Below are 19962 nucleotides of genomic sequence, written 5' to 3'. Positions count from 1 at the left end.
GCCGACCATGACGACTTCGAAGCGAGACCGCGCCGCAGCCCTGCCCGCCGACCTGCGCGAGGCCCTGCGCCGGCGGCTGGCCGGCCGGGCCGACACCGCGCAGGCCGCCGCCGACCGGGCCATCCCGCGCGCCGACCGCAGCCGGCCGCTGCCGCCCTCCTTCGTCCAGCAGCGGCTCTGGTTCCTGGACCGGCTGCGCCCCGGCGACCCGCGCTACAACAGCGCCGTCGCCCTGCGCTTCACCGGCGCGCTGGACCGCGCGGCCCTCGCCGCGGCGCTGACCGCCGTGGTGGCGCGCCACGAGGCGCTGCGCACCACCTTCGCGGAGAGCGACGGCCGGCCGGTGCAGACCGTCCTTCCGGCCGGGCCGGTCGACCTGCCGGTCCGCACACCGGCCGACGGGGAGAGCCTGGACGCCATCCTGCTCCAGGAGTACTCCCGGCCCTTCGACCTCGCCCGCGGGCCGCTGCTGCGCGCCCTGCTGGTGGCCGAGTCGCCGCACGCCCACGTGCTGCAGCTGACCGCCCACCACATCGTCACCGACGGCTGGTCCATGGGCGTCGTCCTGGACGAACTGTGCACCGCGTACGACGCCCTGGCCCGCGGCGCCGAACCCGGACTGCCCGAGGTCGCCGCCCAGTACCCCGACTTCGCGGTGTGGCAGCGCGAGCAGCTCTCCGGCGACCGGCTGGAGAAGCAACTCGCCCACTGGAAGGAGAAGCTGGCCGGCGCGGTGCCGCCGGAACTGCCGCTGGACCACCCCCGGCGCGGCGAGGAGGCCGGCCCCGGCGCCCTGCACACCTTCACCGTCCCCGCGCCGCTCACCGCCCGGCTGCGCGAACTCGCCGCCGAACGGCAGGGCACCCTCAACACCGCGCTGGTGGCCGGCACCCAGGCGCTGCTGGCCCGCTGGTCCGGCCAGGAGGACGTCACCGTCGGCTCCCTGATGGCCGGCCGCACCCGCACCGAGCTGGAACGGGCCGTCGGCTGCTTCGTCAACACGGTGGTCCTGCGCACCCGGGTGGCGCCCGACGCCTCCTTCCGCGAGCTGCTCGCGGCCGCCACCGGGACCGGCAACGACGCCCTCGCCCACGGCGACACGCCGTTCGAGCGGATCGTCGAGGCGGTCGGCGCGCCCCGCGAGGCCGGCCGCAACCCGCTGTTCGACGTGCTGGTGCTGCTGCACCCCGCCCCGGCCGCGGCCGGTGACCCGCACGGACTCGCCACCGCCCCGGTCACCGTGCCCCGGCAGGCCGCCACCTTCGACCTCAGCGTGGAGTTCGTCCCCGACGGCGAGGCGCTCACCGGCGTCCTGGAGTACCGGGCCGACCTCTTCGACGCCCCCACCGCCCGCCGGACGGCCGAGCAGCTGCTGCGGCTGCTGGAGGGCGCCGCCGCCGAACCGGACCGCCCGCTCGCCACCCTGCCGCTGCTCTCCGCGCGGGAGACCGAGCGGGTCACCCGGGACTGGAACGCCACCGCGCTGCCCGTCGAAGCCGTGAGCCACCCCGAACTGTTCCGCCGCCGGGCCGCCCTGACCCCGCACGCCCTCGCCCTGGTCGCCGGGGAGGAGCGGCTCGACTACGCGACCCTCGACGCCCGCGCCGAACGGCTCGCCCGCCACCTGATCGCCCGCGGTGCCGGCCCCGAACGGCTGGTCGCGCTGCGGCTGCCGCGCACCGCCGACCTGGTGGTGGCCGTCCTCGCGGTCTGGAAGGCCGGCGCCGGCTACCTGCCGCTGGACCCGGCGCTGCCCGAGGAGCGCGTCCAGTACCTGCTGGAGGACGCCCGCCCGGCCCTGCTGCTGGACGAGGAGACCCTGCGCGCCCTGGCGGACACCGACCCCGGTGACACGGACACCGGCGACGACACCGGCGGCACCGGCCCGCTCGCCCCGCCGGACCTCTCGACCACCGCGTACGTGCTCTACACCTCCGGCTCCACCGGCCGCCCCAAGGGCGTCACCGTCCCGCACCGCGCCCTGGCCCACCTGCTCGCCGCCCACCGGGCCGGCTTCGTCGCCGACGCCGGCGGCGGGCCGCTGAACGTCGCGCTGACCGCCTCCCTCTCCTTCGACACCTCGCTGGAGGGCCTGCTGCTGCTGGCCGACGGCCACCCGCTGCACCTGGTCGACGAGACCACCCGGATGGACCCGGCCGCCCTGGTCGAGTACGTCGTGCGCCACCGGATCGACTTCCTCGACCTCACCCCCTCCTACCTGCGCCAACTGCTGCCCGCCGGGCTGCTCGACGACCCCCGCCACCGCCCCCGGGTGCTGATGCTCGGTGGCGAGGCGGTCGCCCCCCGGCTCTGGCGCGAACTCGCCGCCCGCCCCGGGACGGCCGCCTACAACTACTACGGCCCCACCGAGTGCACCGTCGACGCGCTCGCCTGCCGGATCGACGGCGGGGACCGGCCGCTGGTGGGCCGCCCGCTGCCCAACGTCCGCGCCTACGTCCTGGACGGGCGGCTCCGGCCGGTGCCGCCCGGGGTGAGCGGCGAACTCCACCTGGCCGGCGAGCAGGTCGCCCGCGGCTACGCCGGCCGCCCCGGCCTGACCGCCGCCCGCTTCACCGCCGACCCGTACGGGCCGCCCGGCAGCCGGATGTACCGCACCGGCGACCTCGCCCGCTGGACCGCCGACGGGCGCCTGGAGTACCTCGGGCGCGCCGACGACCAGGTCAAGGTGCGCGGCCACCGGATCGAACCCGGCGAGATCGAGGGCGCCCTGCTCGACCTGCCGGAGGTCGCCGCGGCCGCCGTGGTCGCCGTCCCCGACGCCCACGGACAGAACCGGCTGGCCGCCTACCTGGTGTTCGCCGACGGCGCCGCCCGCCCCTTCGCCGAACTGCGCGCCGCCCTGCGCCGGGTGCTGCCCGACCACCTGGTGCCGTCCTCCTTCACCGTGCTCGACGCGCTGCCGCTCGGCACCAGCGGCAAGCTCGACCGCCGCGCCCTGCCCGCCCCCGAAACCGAGGCCCGGGAAGGGGAGTTCGTCGCCCCGCGGACCCCGGAGGAGGAGACCCTCGCCGCCATCTGGGCCGAGGTGCTCGGCGTGCCCAGGGTCGGCGTCACCGACAACTTCTTCGAACTCGGCGGCGACTCGATCCTGAGCATCCAGGCCGTCTCCCGGGCCCGCGCCGAAGGCCTGCGGATCGGCTCCCAGGACGTCTTCCGCCACCAGACCGTCGCCGACCTGGCCGCCGCCGCCCGCACCGCCGGAGCCGGGGCCGCCGTCGAGCGGCACCGGGAGGAGGGGCCCGCCCCGCTCACCCCCGTCCAGGAGTGGTTCTTCGCCGCCCACGGGCCGCTGCGCCACTTCACCATGTCGATGCTGCTCGACCTGCCGCACGACCTGGACGAACCGGCCCTGGAACGGGCACTGACCGCCCTGGTGGCCGCCCACCCCGCGCTGCGCACCCGCTTCACCCGCACCGGGGCCGGCTGGCGCCAGGAACCGGTCGCCGACGCCGCACGGCCACTGACCGTCCTCGACCCGGGCACGGACCGGACCGGAGCCGCCGAGACCGCCCGGCTGGAGGCCGCCGAGACCGCCCGCGCCCAACTGGACCCGGCCACCGGCGCCCTGCTGCGCGCCGTCCTGTTCCGCCCCGCCGACGGGGAGCGGCCCCAGCTCTTCCTGACCGCCCACCACCTCGCCGTGGACAGCGTCTCCTGGCGGGTGCTGCTCGCCGAGCTGCCCGAGGCCTACCGGCGGGCCGCCGCGGGCGCCACCCCCGAGCCCGCGCCCGAGCCCACCGCGTTCACCGACTGGGCCCACCGGCTCGCCGCACTCGTCCGGGCCGGCGGCCTGGACGCCGACCTGCCGTACTGGAGCGCCGAGACCGCCGCCCCCGCCGATCCGCTGCCCGTCGACCTGCCCGGCACCCCCACGGCCGGCTCGGTGCGCACCCTGCGCAGCCGGCTCGACCGGGCCACCACCGGGGCGCTGCTGCGCAAGGTCCCCGAGGTCTACCGCACCCAGGTCAACGACGTGCTGCTCAGCGCCCTGGGCCGGGCCCTCGCCGACTGGACCGGCACCGGACGGGTCACCGTCGCCCTGGAGGGCCACGGCCGCGAGGACCTCTTCGACGACCTCGACCTGTCCCGCACCGTCGGCTGGTTCACCACCCAGTACCCCGTCACCCTCGCCCCGGCCGGCCCCGCCGACGCCCCCGACTGGGCCGCCACCCTCAAGCAGGTCAAGGAGCGGCTGCGCGCCGTGCCCCGCCGCGGCCTGGGCTACGAGGCCCTCGCCCGGCTCGGCTCGCCCGCCGAGGGCGCCGGGGCCCTGCGGGACGTCCCGCTGCCGCAGGTCTGCTTCAACTACCACGGCCAGTGGACCGCCCCCGAGGTCGGCGACTTCGCCCCCGCCGGGCCGGCGCCCGGCCCGGACCTCGCCCCGGACGAGCGGCCGGCCCACCTGCTCGACGTCTCCGCCGTGGTCGCCGACGGCGAACTCGAACTCACCTGGCACTACAGCGACGTGGTCCACGAGGCCGACACCGTCCGGCGGCTGGCCGAGGCCGTGACCACCGCCCTGGGCGCCATCGTCGAGCACTGCGCGAGCCCCGGCGCCGGCGGCCGCACCCCCTCCGACTTCCCGCTCGCCGGGCTCGACCAGGAGACGCTGGACCGGCTGGTCGGCGACGGCCGGGACGTGACGGACCTGCTGCCGCTCACCCCGCTCCAGGAGGGCATGCTCTTCCACCGCCTGGTCGGCGGCGAGGACGACGTCTACCTGGACCAGGCCTCCCTGCTGCTGGAGGGCGTCGCCGACCCGCACGCCCTCGCCCTGGCCTGGCAGCGGGTCGCCGACCGCACGCCCGCGCTGCGCACCTCGGTGGTCTGGGAGGGCGTCCCCGCCCCGCTCCAGGTGGTGCGCCGGGGCGTCCGGCTGCCGGTGACCCACCTGGACCTGCGGGCCGCCGACCCGGCCGCGCGCGCCGAACGGCTGGCCCAGCTGCGCGCCGAGGACCTCGCCCTCGGCCTGGACATCGCCACCGCGCCGCTCACCCGGCTCACCCTGGTCCGGCTGCCCGAGGCCCGGGTCCAGCTGCTGTGGACCTCCCACCACCTGATCCTGGACGGCTGGAGCCTCGCCCAGGTGCTCACCGACGTGTTCGCCGAGTACGCGGCGCTCACCACCGGCGCGGCGCCCGCCCCGGCGGTGCGCCGGCCCTTCGCCGACTACGTCCACTGGCTCGCCGGGCAGGACACCGGGGCCGCCCGGGCCCACTGGCGGTCCGTCCTGGACGGCTTCGCCACCGCCACCCCGCTGCCCGCCGACCGGGTGCGGCACGAGGCCCACCGGGCCCGCTCGGCCGGCAGCCACAGCGCCGCCCTGTCCGAGGAGGTCTCCGAGCGGCTCGCCCGTACCGCCCGCCACGCCGGGCTGACCCTGGGCACCGTGGTCCAGGGCGCCTGGGCGCTGCTGCTCTCCCGCTACAGCGGCGAACCGGACGTGCTGTTCGGCACCACCGTCTCCGGCCGGCCCGAGGAACTGCCCGGCGTCGAGTCGATGATCGGCATGTTCATCAACACCCTGCCCACCCGGGTCCGGGTGGACGGCGCCCGCACCGCCGCCCACTGGCTGCGGGAACTCCAGGACGACCAGGCCGAGGCCCGCCGGCACTCGGCGGTCTCGCTCGCCGAACTCACCGGCTACAGCGACGTCCCGTCCGGCAGCGCGCTGTTCGACAGCATCGTCGCCTTCGAGAACTACCCCTTCGACGACGCCCGGGCCGCCGGCACCGGGGTGCGCCTGGCCGAGGTCTCCTCCCGGGACGCCACCAGCTTCCCGCTGGTGCTGCGCGCCTACCAGGGCGGGCAGGTCGGCTTCGACCTCGCCTACGACCCCGGCCTGTTCGACGCGGCGACCGTGCGCGCCCTCGCCGAGCGGCTCTGCCTGCTGCTCACCGAGCTGGCCGCCGGACTGGACCGCCCGCTGCGCGCGCTGGCCTGGACCACCGCCGAGGAGCGGCGCCGGCTGCTGGTCGACTGGAACGGCACCGCGCAGGGCCGGCCCGGGCGCAGCCTGGTCGAGCTCTTCGAGGAGCAGGCCGCCCGCACCCCGGACGCCGAGGCCGTCACCTGCGGCGAGGAACACCTCGACTACGCCGAACTGGACGCCCGGGCCGACCGGCTCGCCCACCGGCTGGCCGAGTTCGGCGCCGGCCCCGAGCGGTACGTCGCCCTCGCGCTGCCCCGCACCGCCGAGCTGGTGGTGGCCGTCCTCGCCGTCCTCAAGACCGGCGCGGCCTACCTGCCGCTCGACCCGGGCCTGCCCGCCGAACGCAGAGCCGAACTGCTGCGCGACGCCGCCCCGGTGGCCCTGGTGACCCTGGAGGCCCCGGAGACCCCGGAGGCCCCGGACAGGCCGACCGGCGTCGACGTCCCCGTCCTCGCCCTGGCCGACCCCGGGGTGCGCGCCGACCTGGCCCGGCGCCCGGCCGGCCCGCTCGGCCCGCGGGGAGGCCCCGGCCACCGCCCGCTGCCCGACAGCCCCGCCTACGCCATCTTCACCTCCGGCTCCACCGGCCGCCCCAAGGGCGTCGTGGTGCCGCACGCCAACGTGGTGCGGCTCTTCGAGCGGACCCGGGAGCTGTTCGGCTTCGGCGCCGACGACGTCTGGACGCTCTTCCACTCCTACACCTTCGACTTCTCGGTCTGGGAGCTGTGGGGTCCGCTGCTGCACGGCGGCCGGCTGGTGGTGGTGCCCGAGGACACCGCCCGCTCCCCGGAGGACTTCCTGCGGCTGCTCGCCGACGAGCGGGTCACCGTCCTCAACCAGACCCCGTCCGCCTTCCACCAGCTGGGCCGCGCCGACGCCCGGCTCCCGGAGGTCTCCGCCCGGCTGGCGCTGCGCACGGTGGTCTTCGGCGGCGAGGCGCTGGACGTCACCCGGCTCGCCGACTGGTACCGGCGCCACCCCGAGGACGCGCCGCGGCTGGTGAACATGTACGGCATCACCGAGACCACCGTGCACGTCACCCACACCGCGCTGGACCGCGCCACCGCCGGCGGCCCCGGCCCGATCGGCACCGGCATCGCCGACCTGCGGCTGTACGTGCTCGACGACGACCTGGCCCCGCTGCCCCCGGGCGCGGTCGGCGAACTGTACGTGGCGGGCGAGGGGTTGGCCCGCGGCTACCTCAACCGGCCCGGCCTGACCGCCACCCGCTTCCTCGCCGACCCGTTCGGCGCCCCCGGCACCCGGATGTACCGCACCGGCGACCGGGCCCGCCGGCAGGCCGACGGCACCCTGCGCTACCTGGGCCGCGCCGACCAGCAGGTCAAGATCCGCGGCTACCGGATCGAACCCGGCGAGATCGAGGCCGCCCTCCAGACCCACCCCGGCGTGGGCCTGGCCACCGTCGGCGTCCACGAGGACGCCGCCGGCACCCGCCGGCTGGTCGCCCACGTCGTCGGCGCGGACCCGCTGCGGCCCCCGGGCGCCGCCGAGCTGCGCGCCCACCTGGAACGGCTGCTGCCCGCCTACCTGGTACCCGCCGCCTACGTGCCGCTGGCCGCCCTGCCGCTCACCCCCAACGGCAAGCTCGACCGGCGCGCCCTGCCGGCGCCCGGACCGGACGGCTACGCCGCCGGCCGCGAGCGCACCGCCCCCCGCACCCCCGCCGAGCGGCTGGTCGCCCGGGCCTGGACGGAGGTCCTGGACGCCGGCCCGATCGGCGCCGAGGACGACTTCTTCGCCCTCGGCGGCGACTCCATCCTCGCCGTGCGGGTCACCGCCCGGCTGCGCGCCGCCTTCGGCTCCGCCGACCTCTCGCCCCGGCTGCTGTTCACCCACCCCGTGCTCGCCGACCTCGCCGAGGCGCTCGGCGAGCCGGGCCCGGGCGCCGCACGGACCGCCGTCCCGGCCGTCGTCCCCGCCGCCGACCCGGGCAGCGAACCGCCGCTCTCCTACGCTCAGCAGCGGCTCTGGTTCCTCGACCGCTTCGAGCCCGGCAGCACCGAGTACACCTCGCTGTCCGTGCTGCGGCTGCGCGGCACCCTCGACCGGGCCGCGCTCGGTGGCGCCCTGGACGCCCTGGTCGAGCGGCACGAGGCACTGCGGACCACCTACGCCGAACGGGACGGCCGGGCCCGGCAGGTGGTGCGCCCGCCCCACCCCGTCGAACTGCCCCGCGAGGACGTCCCGCCGGCCGACCTGGACGCCCGCCTGGAGCGGATCGCCGCCACCCCCTTCGACCTCGAAGCCGGCCCGGTGCTGCGCGCCCGCCTGCTGCGCACCGCCGCCGACGAGCACGTCCTCGCCCTGGCGGTGCACCACATCGCCACCGACGGCTGGTCGATGGGCGTGCTCGGCCGCGACCTCGGTGAGCTGTACGCCGCCGCCCTCGAAGGCCGCCGCCCGCGGCTGCCCGCGCCACCCGTCCGGTACACCGACTACGCGGCCTGGCAGCGCACCCGCACCGCCGCCGCCGAGGCCGACCTCGACCACTGGCGCCGGGCCCTGGACGGCCTGGCCCCGCTGGCCCTGACCACCGACCGGCCGCGCCCGGCGGTGCGCACCCGGGAGGGCGCGCTGGTCACCTTCACCCTGCCCGCCGGGCTGACCGCCCGGCTGCGCGAGCGCGGCCGGGAGGCCGACGGCACCCTCTACACCGTCCTGCTGGCCGCCTGCCAGGTGCTGCTGGCCCGCTGGTCCGGGCAGACGGACATCGCCGTCGGCACCGTCACCTCCGGCCGCGAACAGGGCGAACTCCACGACGTGGTCGGCATGTTCGTCAACACCCTGGTGCTGCGCGGCGACATCCGCCCCGAGCTGTCCTTCCACGAGCTGCTGACCGCCGCGCGGGCCACCGTCCTGGACGCCCTGGCCCACCAGGAGGTGCCCTTCGAACGGCTGGTGGACGTCCTCCAGCCGGAGCGCGACACCAGCCGCACCCCGCTGTTCCAGGTGATGGTGGCGCTGCACAACCTCGGCGCCGAGGCGCCCCGGCTGCCCGGCCTGACGGTGGAACCCCTCACCCCGCCCGTCCGCAACGCCACCTTCGACCTCTCCTTCGACTTCGCCGAGCACGACGGCGGCCTGACCGGCTACCTGGAGTACAGCACCGGGCTCTTCGACGCCCGCACCGCCCGGCAGCTCGCCGACCGGCTGACCATCCTGCTGGCGGCCGCCGCCGACGCGCCCGCGACGGCCGTCGGGGCGCTGCCGCTGATGACCGGGGAGGAGCGGGAGCAGGTGCTGCGGCAGGGGCGCGGCGAGCCGCTGCCCGGGCCCGACACCACCTTCACCGCCCTGTTCGAGGAGCAGGCCGCCCGCACCCCGGACGCCACCGCGCTGGTCGCCCGCGACGCCACCCTGGACTACGCCGCGCTCAACACCCGGGCCAACCGCCTCGCCCGCCACCTGGCCGCCCTCGGCGCCGGCCCGGAGCAGGTGGTCGCCGTCCGGCTGCCGCGCACCTCCGACCTGCTGGTGGCGCTGTTCGCGGTGCTCAAGGCCGGCGCCGTCCTCCAGTTCGTCGACCCGGACCTGCCCGAGGAGCGGGCCGCCCTGCTGCTCGACGACACCCGGCCGCACACGGTGCTGACCGAGCACACCCTGCGCGAGGTGCCGTGGGAGGCCCTGCCCGGCCACGACCTCACCGATGCCGAACGGACCGTCCCGCTGCTGCCCGGGCACGCCGCCTACCTGATCCACACCTCCGGCTCCACCGGCCGCCCCAAGGGCGTGGTCGTCGAGCACCGCCAGCTGGTCAACCTCTGCCGCGACCACCGGGAGGGGATGCTCGCCCCGCACACCGCCGACGGCAGCCGGCTGAAGGTCGCCCTCAGCGCCTCCCTCTCCTTCGACACCAGCTGGGAGGGCCCGCTGCTGCTGGTCTCCGGCCAGGAACTCCACCTGATCGACGAGGACGTCCGGCTGGACCCGCAGGCCTTCCTCGCCCGGATCGTCGACCAGCGGCTCGACGTCGTCAACGTCACCCCCTCCCTGCTGCGCGAACTCACCGCCGCCGGACTGTTCGCCCCCGCCCCCCACCACCCCCGGCTGTTGCAGCTCGGCGGCGAGGCGATCCCCGCCGCCACCTGGCGGGACCTGTGCGCGGCCCAGGCCGAGTACGGCATCAGCACCTACAACCTGTACGGGCCCACCGAGTGCACCGTCGACGCCGCCTACGCCCGCTGCGCGGACCACCCCGGGCGCCCGGTGATCGGCCGGCCGGGCCGCGGCGTCACCGCCCACGTGCTCGACGGCGCGCTGCGCCCGGTGCCGCCGGGCATGCCCGGGGAGCTGTACCTGGCCGGGGAACAGGTCGCCCGCGGCTACCTGAACCGGCCCGGGCTGACCGCCGGCCGCTTCCTCGCCGACCCGTTCGGCGCCCCCGGCACCCGGATGTACCGCACCGGCGACCTGGCCCGCTGGGACGCCGAAGGACAGCTGGAGTTCCTCGGCCGGGCCGACGAGCAGGTCAAGATCCGCGGCTTCCGGATCGAGCCCGGCGAGGTGGAGGCCGCCCTGCTGACCCACCCCGACCTCGCCGACTGCGCCGTCGCCGCCCGCGAACAGGGCGGCCGGACCCTGCTGGTCGGCTACCCGGTGCCGGCCGGCGACCGGGTGCCGCCCGCCGAGGAACTGCGGGCCTGGCTGCGGCGTACCCTGCCCGACCACCTGGTGCCCACCGCGTTCGTCCCGCTGGCCCGCGTCCCGCGCACCGTCAGCGGCAAGACCGATCGGCGGGCCCTGCCCGCCCCGCCCGCCCAGCCGGACCGCACCACCCCGTACGTCGCCCCGCGCCCCGGCACCGAGCAGCGGCTCGCCGCGATCTGGGCCGAGGTGCTGGGCGTGGAGCGGGTCGGCGCCCGGGACAACTTCTTCGCCCTCGGCGGCGACTCCATCCTCAGCATCCAGATCGTCTCCCGGGCCCGCGCCGCCGGCCTCGCCCTCACCACCAAGGACGTCTTCCGCTACCAGAACGTCGCCGAACTCGCCCTGTGCGCCGGTGAGTCGTCGGTACGGACGGAGGTGGACGAGGCCGAGCCCGCCGAGGCCCCGCTCACCCCGATCCAGCACGGGTACCTCGACGGCCGCCGGGCGGGCGAGGCGCTGCGCTTCACCATGACCCAGCGGCTGGCCCTGGCCCCGGGCACCGACCCGGCCGCCCTGCGGACCGCGGTGCTCGCCCTGGCGGAGCACCACCCGGCGCTGCGCACCCGCTTCCGCCGGGGCGGATCCGGCTGGCACCAGGAGGTCCTGGAGCAGGCACCGGACGGCGTCTTCACCCACCACCCGGCGACGGCGGAAGCGGAGGTGCAGCGCGCCGCCGACGAGGCGCAGCGCTCCCTCGACCCGGTCGAGGGCCGGATGCTGCGCGCCCTGTTCTTCGACGGCGGCGCCGACCAGGCCGGCCAGCTCGTCCTGACGATCCACCACCTGGCCGTCGACGGCGTCTCCTGGCGCATCCTGCTCGCCGACCTCGAAGCGGCCTACCGCGCCGCCCGCACCGGCGCACCCGTCCGGCTGCCGGAGCCGGGCACCTCCTACACCCGCTGGGCCGCCCGGCTGGAGCGGCACACCCGCTCCGGCGCCCTGGACGGCGACAGCGCGTACTGGACCCGTACCGGCCGGGCCCCGGCCGGGCTGCCCGAGGGGCGGCCCGGCCCCAACACCCACGGCACCGCCGCCACCGTCACCGTCACCCTGGACGAGCGGACCACCGAGGCGCTGCTGCGGCACGTCCCGGAGGTCTACCGCACCCAGGTCAACGACGTCCTGCTCAGCGCGCTGGGCCGCACCCTGGCCCGCTGGTGCGGCCGCGACTCCGTGCTGATCGGGGTGGAGGGCCACGGCCGCGAGGACCTCTTCGCCGACCAGGACCTCTCCCGCACAGTCGGCTGGTTCACCGCCGAGTTCCCGCTCGCCCTGCACGTCGACCCCGAGGCCGGCTGGCACGACACCCTGCGCTCGGTCAAGGAGCAGCTGCGCGCCGTCCCGCTGCGCGGACTCAGCCACGGCGCCCTGCGCCACCTGCACCCGTCCGCCCTGCCGGCCGACGCGGCCGCGCCGCTGATCGCCTTCAACTACCACGGCCAGTGGGACAGCCGCAGTGCCGCCGCCGACGGGCTGCTGCGCGGCTCGCTGCCCCCGGCCGGGCGCGACACCGACCCCGACGAGCCCCGCCCCTACCTGCTGGACGTCATCGGGGCGGTCCAGGACGGCCGGCTCGAACTGGGCTGGACCTACCCCGCGGCCCGCTACGACGAGGCCACCGTCCGAGCCCTCGCCGAGCAGACCCTCCAGGCGCTGCGCGAGCTGGCCGAGCACTGCGCGAGCCCCGGCGCCGGCGGCCGCACCCCGTCCGACTTCCCGCTGGCCGGCCTCGACCAGGAGCGGCTGGACGCCCTGGTCGGCAACGGCCGCGACACCGAGGACGTGCTGCCGCTCACCCCCCTGCAGTCCGGCATGCTCTTCCACGGCCTGGTCGACGGGGACGGCGCCTACGTGGACCGGATCGCCGTACGGCTGGCCGGCGTCGCCGACCCGGCGGCCTTCGCCGCGGCCTGGCAGCAGGTCGCCGACCGCACCCCGGCGCTGCGCACCTCCGTGCACTGGCGCGGCCTGCCGCACCCCGTCCAGCTGGTCGCGCGCCGTGCCGCCCTGCCCGTCCGCCACCTGGACTGGCGCGCGCTGACGGCCGAACAGCGCGCCGGGGGGACCGAACGGCTGCTCGCCGAGGAGCGGGCCGCCGGGCTGGACCTGGGCACCGCGCCGCTCAGCCGGCTGGCCCTGGCCGCGCTGCCCGGCGAGGAGGTGCTGCTGCTCTGGTCCACCCACCACGTGATCCTGGACGGCTGGAGCACCGGACAGCTGCTCACCGAGGTGTGCGAGGAGTACGCCGCGCTCACCGGCGGACCGCAGGCGCCCCGCCCGGTCCGGCGCCCGTTCGCGGACTTCCTGGCCTGGCTGCGCGAGCAGGACGAACAGGCCGCCGAGGACCACTGGAGCGGCGCCCTGGCCGGGTTCACCGAACGGACCGCGCTGCCCTACGACCGCCGGCCCGCCGGAGCGCACCGGGCCCGGGCCACCGCCGCCGTCCACCGCGCCCTCGACGAGGCGCTCTCCGCCCGGCTGCGGGAGAACGCCGCGGCCGCCGGACTGACCGTCAACACCCTGGTCGAGGGAGCGTGGGCGCTGCTGCTGGCCCGCTACGGCGGCACCGCGGACGTCGTCTTCGGCACCACCGTCTCCGGGCGGCCGGCCGAACTGCCCGGCGTCGAGACGATGATCGGCCTGTTCATCAACACCGTGCCGGCCCGGGTCCGGCCGCCCGCGACCGGCGGCGTGCTGCCCTGGCTGCGGGACCTCCAGGACCGGCAGAGCGACGGCCGCCGCCACGACCACCTGGCGCTGCCCCGCATCCAGGCGCTGAGTGAACTGCCCGCCGGGGAACCGCTGTTCGACAGCATGCTGGTGTTCGAGAACTACCCCGTCGACGAGTCGGCCGCGGACCGCACCGGCGTGCGGGTGGTCGAGGTGCGCGCCGACGACGCCACCACCTTCCCCTGGTGCCTGCGCGCCCACCTCAGCGGGCAGCTCGCCTTCGACCTGGCCTACGACCCCGCCCTGTTCGACGACGGCACCGTCCAGGACGCCGCCGACCGCCTCGCCCTGCTGCTGACCGCCCTCGCCGACGGCCTGGACGGCGACCTCGCCGCGCTGGACCCGCTCACCGCGGCCGACCGCGAACTGCTGGCCGCCTGGCACGCCACCGCCCGCCCGCCGGTGCCGCGCAGCCCGCTGGGGATCTTCGCCGAGCAGGCCCGCCGCACCCCCGACGCCCCCGCCGTGCGCGACGGCGAGCACGAACTGACGTACCGCGGGCTCGACGACTGGTCCGACCGGCTGGCCGCCCGGCTGCTCGCCGACGGCTTGGCCCCCGAGGACCGGGTGGCGCTGGCGATGGACCGCGGCACCGAACTCGTCGTCGCCCAACTGGCCGTCCTCAAGGCGGGCGGCGCCTACCTGCCCGTCGACCCGCGCGCCCCCGAGGAGCGCCGCCGCGCCCTGCTCGACCGGGCCGGCGCCGCCCACCGGCTGAGCGCCGAACAGGTCGCCGCCGCACGGACCGGTGAGGCGGCCCCGCACCTTCCGCCCGCCGACCCCGACCGGCTGGCGTACGTGATGTACACCTCCGGCTCCACCGGCGAACCCAAGGCCGTCGCCGTCCGGCACCGCGACGTGGCCTCGCTCGCCACCGACAGCCGCTTCACCGACGGCAGCTGCGCCCGGGTGCTGCTGCACTCGCCGGTCGCCTTCGACGCCGCCACCTTCGAGGTGTGGGCGCCGCTGCTGAACGGCGGCTGCGTGCTCGTCGCCCCCGCCGGCCCGGTGGACGCCGCACTGCTGCGCCGCCTCGCCGGACCGGACGGACCGACGGCGCTGTGGCTCACCGCCGGACTGTTCCGGCTGCTCGCCCAGGACGCGCCGGACTGCTTCACCGGCCTGCGGGCCCTGTGGACCGGCGGCGACGTGGTGCCCGCCGCCGCCGTGCGCCGCGTCCTGGCGGCCTGCCCCGGACTGACCGTCACGGACGGCTACGGCCCCACCGAGACCACCACCTTCGCCACCGCCCACGCCCTCCCGGACGCCGCGGCCGTGCCCGACACCGTCCCGATCGGCCGCCCGCTGGACGACCGGCGGGTGCACGTCCTGGACGGCCGGCTGCGGCCCGTCCCGCCGGGCTGCGCGGGCGAGCTCTACCTGGCCGGCGAGGGCCTGGCCCGCGGCTACCTCGGCCGCCCCGGCGCCACCGCCGCCCGCTTCCTCGCCGACCCCTCCGGCCCGCCCGGCGCCCGGATGTACCGCACCGGGGACCTCGCCCGGCGCCGCCCCGACGGCACCGTCGAATTCCTCGGCCGCGCCGACGACCAGGTGAAGATCCGCGGCTTCCGGGTCGAGCCCGCCGAGGTGGAGGCCGCCCTCGCCGCCCACCCGAAGGTCACCGACGTCGCCGTGGTCGTCCGGGAGGACCGGCCCGGCGCCCGCCGGCTGGTCGCCTACCCGGTCGGCGCCGTCGACCCCGAGGAACTGCGGGCCTTCGCCGGCCGCACCCTGCCCGACTACCTCGTCCCGGCCGCCGTCGTCCCGCTCCCCGCCCTCCCGCTGAGCCGCAACGGCAAGGTCGACCGCGCCGCCCTCCCGGCGCCCGAGGAGCGGCCCGGCCACGGGCGCCGCGCCCGCGTCGAACCGCGCACCGCCGCCGAACACCGCACCGCCGAGGTCTTCGCCGAGGTCCTCGGCATCCGCCCGCCCGGCACGGACGAGGACTTCTTCGCCCTGGGCGGCGACTCCATCCTCAGCATCCGGCTCGCCGCCCGCCTCGCCGAGGCCTTCGGCGCCGACCTCGGCCCCCGCGCGGTCTTCGACCACCCCACCCCGGCCGGCCTGGCCCGGCTGCTCACCGAGGCGTCCGGCACCCCGGCCCGCCCGCCCGTCGTCCCGGTGCCCCGCACGGGCGCGGCCCCGATGTCCCACGCCCAGCAACGCCTCTGGTTCCTGGAGGAGTTCACGCCCGGCGTCGCCGAGAACGTCGCGCTCGCGCTGCGGCTGCGCGGCACCCTCGACCCCGGCGCCCTCGGCGCGGCCCTGGACGCCCTGACGGCCCGGCACGAGTCGCTGCGCACCACCTTCGACAGCGTCGACGGCCACGGCGTCCAACTGGTCAACCCGCCGCACGTCGTACCGCTGCCACGGCACGACCTCTCCGGCCGGCCCGCCGGCGAACGGCCGCAGGCCCTGCGCGACCTGCTCGCCGCCGAACGCGCCCGGCCCTTCGACCTGCGCCGCGGACCCCTGCTGCGCGCCACCCTGGTCCGGCTGGCCGACCACGACCACGTGCTGGCGCTGACCCTGCACCACATGGTCACCGACGGCTGGTCCAGCGGCGTGCTGCTCAGCGACCTGGCCCACCTCTACCGTGCCGAACTCGACTCCGCGGAAACCGAGTTGGCGCCACTGCCGGTGCAGTACGCCGACTACGCCCACTGGCAGCGCACCGAAGGGGCCCCCAGCGGGGAACAGCTCGCCTACTGGAAGCGCCAACTGGCCGGAGTGGTACCGCCGAGGCTGCCCACCGACCGGCCCCGGCCCGCGGTGCGCGCCGCGAACGCCGCCAATGCCGCCACCGTCCGCCTGGAGCTGCCCGCCGACACCGCCCGCCGGCTGGCCGAGGTCGGCCGGGAGCGCGGCGCCACGCTGTTCACCACCCTGGTCGCCGCCTCCCAGGCCTACCTGGCCCGGCTCTGCGGGGACACCGACATCACCGTCGGTACGATCACCTCCGGCCGGCACCGGCCCGAGATCCAGCAGCTGGTCGGATTCTTCGTCAACACCCTGGTGCTGCGCTCCCGGGTGGAACCCGGCCAGTCCTTCGACGCCCTCCTCGGCGAGGTGCGGCAGACCGTCCTGGACGCCTTCGCCCACCAGGACGTGCCCTTCGAGAAGGTGGTCGACGAGGTCCAGCCGGTGCGCGACACCAGCCGCAGCCCGCTCTTCCAGGTCCACGTGGTGCTCCAGAACGCGCCGTCCGCCGAACTCGACCTGCCGGGCCTCGACGTGACCGGCATCGAGCCCGACGCCGTACGGACGGCCTTCGAGCTGGTGCTGGAGTTCGTCGAGACCGGGAGCGGCGCGCTGCACGGCCTGCTCACCTACAACACCGACCTGTTCGACCCGGCCACCGTCGAGCGGATGGCCGGCCAGCTCGCCACCCTGCTGACCGCCGTCGCCCAGGACCCGGCCCGCGCCGTCGGCGCGCTGCCGCTGGACGGACCGGACACGCCGCCCGCCGAGGCCGGCGGCACCTTCCGCCCGGTGCCGGAGGCCACCTTGCCCGAGCTGTTCGAGCGCCGGGTCGCCGCCACCCCCGACGCACCCGCCCTGCTCGACGGCGAGCGCGAACTCAGCTACGCCGAACTGGACCGGGCCGCCAACCGGCTGGCCCACCAGCTGATCGGGCGCGGCGTCGGGCCCGAGCGGCTGGTCGCCCTCGCCCTGCCCCGCTCGGCGGCCATGGTGGTCGCCCAGCTCGCCGTCGCCAAGGCCGGCGGCGCCTTCCTCCCGGTCGACCCGGACTACCCGGCGCCCCGGCGCGCGTTCATGGTCCGCGACGCCGCCGCCCACCTGGTGCTCGACGACCCGGCCGGGGTCTGGACCGCCGAAGGCCCGGACACCGCACCCACCGACGCCGACCGCAGCACCGCCCTCACCCCCGCCCACCCGGCCTACGTCATCTACACCTCCGGCTCCACCGGCACCCCCAAGGGCGTCCTGATGACCCACGCCGGCCTCGCCGTCTTCGCGGCGGCCGCCGCCGAGCAGTACGCCGTCGGCCCCGGCGACCGGGTGCTCCAGTTCGCCTCGCCCAGCTTCGACGCCTCCGTGCTGGAACTGTGCATCTCCCTGCTCTCCGGGGCCGCCCTGGTCACCGGCGAGGAGGGGCCGCTGGTCGGCGAGCGGCTCGCCGAGGCCCTCGCCGCCCGCCGGATCAGCCACACCCTGATCCCCCCGGCGGCCCTGGCCACCGTGGAACCCGCAACCGCCGCCGCCCTGCCCGACCTGCGCACCCTGGTGGTCGGCGCCGAGGCCTGCCCGGCCGACCTGGTCGACACCTGGGCCCCCGGCCGACGGATGATCAACTCCTACGGCCCCACCGAGGCCACCGTCGTCGCCAGCTGGACCGGCCCGCTCACCGCCGGCACCGGCACCCCCGCGATCGGCCGGCCCAGCGGCGCCACCCGCGCGTACGTCCTGGACACCGCCCTGCGGCCGGTGCCGCCCGGCGTCACCGGAGAGCTCCACCTGGCCGGCCCCGGCCTCGCCCGCGGCTACCTCGGCCGCCCCGGCCTCACCGCCCAGCGCTTCCTGCCCGACCCGTACGGCGCCCCCGGCGACCGGATGTACCGCACCGGGGACCTCGCCCGCCGCGACGCCGACGGCCAACTCCGGTTCGCCGGCCGCGCCGACGAACAGATCAAGCTGCGCGGCTTCCGCATCGAACCCGGGGAGATCGAGAGCGCCCTGCGCCGCAGCCCCCTGGTGCGCGACGCCGTCGTCACCGTCCGCGCCGACGGCCCCGGCGGCGGACGGCTCGTCGGCTACGTCGTCCCGACCGACGCCACCACCGGCGCGTCCGCCCTCGAACTCCGCCTCCACCTGGCCGAAACCCTGCCGCCCCACCTGGTCCCCGCGGCCTTCGTCCCGCTGGCCGCCCTGCCGCTCACCCCCAACGGCAAGCTCGACCGCCGGGCCCTGCCCGACCCCGGGCCCGCCCACGCCACCGCCGGCCCGGGCCGGGCGCCGGAGACCGACCTCGAACGACGGATCGCCCGGATCTGGGCCGACGTCCTCGGCCTCGACGAGGTCGGCGCCGACGACAACTTCTTCCTGCTCGGCGGCGACTCCATCCTCAGCATGCAGGTGGTGTCCCGGCTGCGCCGCGACGGCCTCCACCTGGCCACCCGGGACCTGTTCAGCCACCAGACCGTGGCCGAACTCGCCACCGTCGTGCGCACCACCACCGAACGCGCGGACGACGGCCCGGTGACCGGCGACCTGCCGCTCACCCCCATCCAGGAGTGGTTCCTGACCACCCCGCGCGCCGCCCACCACCACTTCAACCAGTCCACCCTGCTCGAACTCGGCGCCGACCCCGACCCGACGGCACTGCGCGCAGCCCTCGACGCCCTGCTGGAACACCACGACGCGCTGCGCATGCGCTTCACCCGCGACGAGGCCGGCTGGCACCAGTTCAACCCGCCGCCCGCCCCCGCCGAGGACCTCCTGATCCGCTACGACCTGACCGGGCAGAGCGCCGAGGCCGCCGACGCGGCCATGGCCAAGGCCGCCGACGAGCTCCACGCCGGCTTCGACCTGGCCCGCGGCCCGCTGCTGCGCGCCGCCCTGTTCACCGGCCACCCGGAGCACCCCGCCCTGCTGCTCCTGGTCGCCCACCACCTGGGCGTCGACGCCGTCTCCTGGCGGGTGCTGCGCGACGACCTGGAGAGCGCCCACCGGCAGGCCGTCCGCGGCGGGGCGATCACCCTGGGGGAGCGCGGCACCTCCTTCCGGGACTGGGCGCACCGGCTCGCAGGCCATGTCGCCGAGGGCGGCCTGGACCACGAACTCCCGTACTGGGAGGAGGCGGTGAGCGCCCGGACGGCCCTGCCCGGCGGCCCGGCCGACCCCGGCGGCGCCGCGAGTGATGACACCGCCGCCGACGATGTCGCGAGCGCGGCGGTCACCGTCGAACTCGACGAGGCGGACACCGAGGCACTGCTGCGCGCCGCTCCCGCCGCCTACCGCACCCGGGTCAACGACGTGCTGCTCGCCGCGCTCGCCCTCGCCCTGGCCCGCTGGAGCGGACAGCAGCGGATCGCCCTGGACCTGGAAGGACACGGCCGGGAGGACCTGCTGGAGGGCGTCGACCTGTCCCGCACGGTCGGCTGGTTCACCACCGTCCACCCCGTCACCTTCCACGTCCCCGACCCCGACCGGCCCGATCCGGACCGCGACTGGCGCGCCCTGGTGAAGTCCGTGCGCCGGCAGCTGCGCGCGGTGCCCGGCAACGGCCTGGGCTTCGGCGCCCTGCGCACCTTCGGCACCCCCGAGATCCGCGAGCGCCTCGCCGCCGGCGGGCACGGCCAGGTCGTCTTCAACTACCTCGGCCAGTGGGACGCCCGGCCCGAGACCGCCGGCGACGGCCTGGTCCGCGCCGAACTCGGCTCCTTCGGCCAGGACCACGACCCCCGGGACGGCGGCTCCCACCCGCTGGAGGTGGTCGGCGCGACCCAGCACGGACGCCTCGCCTTCACCTGGCACCACCGGCCCGCCGTGCACGACACCGGGTCCGTCCGCCGGGCGGCCGAGGACTTCGCCGCCGCCCTGCGGCAGATCGCCCGGCACGCCCGGGAAAGCCACTGACCGTACACCAC

Annotated in this window: 1 protein-coding gene; it reads left to right on the top strand. The window is 77.0% G+C overall.

Features of this window, described 5'->3' with window-relative positions; genetic code table 11:
- Positions 1–7 precede the first annotated feature (7 nt).
- Positions 8–19951, top strand: a complete 19944-nt coding sequence (locus tag ACZ6EM_RS03360; RefSeq protein WP_465771511.1) for a non-ribosomal peptide synthase/polyketide synthase — start codon at positions 8–10, stop codon at positions 19949–19951.
- The last annotated feature ends 11 nt before the right edge of the window (positions 19952–19962 follow it).

The sequence above is a fragment of the Kitasatospora sp. NPDC041917 genome (assembly GCF_055589745.1).
The sequence above is the reverse complement of the archived record's forward strand: the minus strand, read 5'-3'. Positions and strand labels throughout refer to the sequence as shown.

Excerpts from the sequence above, each read along its gene's own strand:
- ACZ6EM_RS03360 (WP_465771511.1), top strand. The coding sequence starts at position 8 with ATGACGACTTCGAAGCGAGACCGCGCCGCAGCCCTGCCCGCCGACCTG.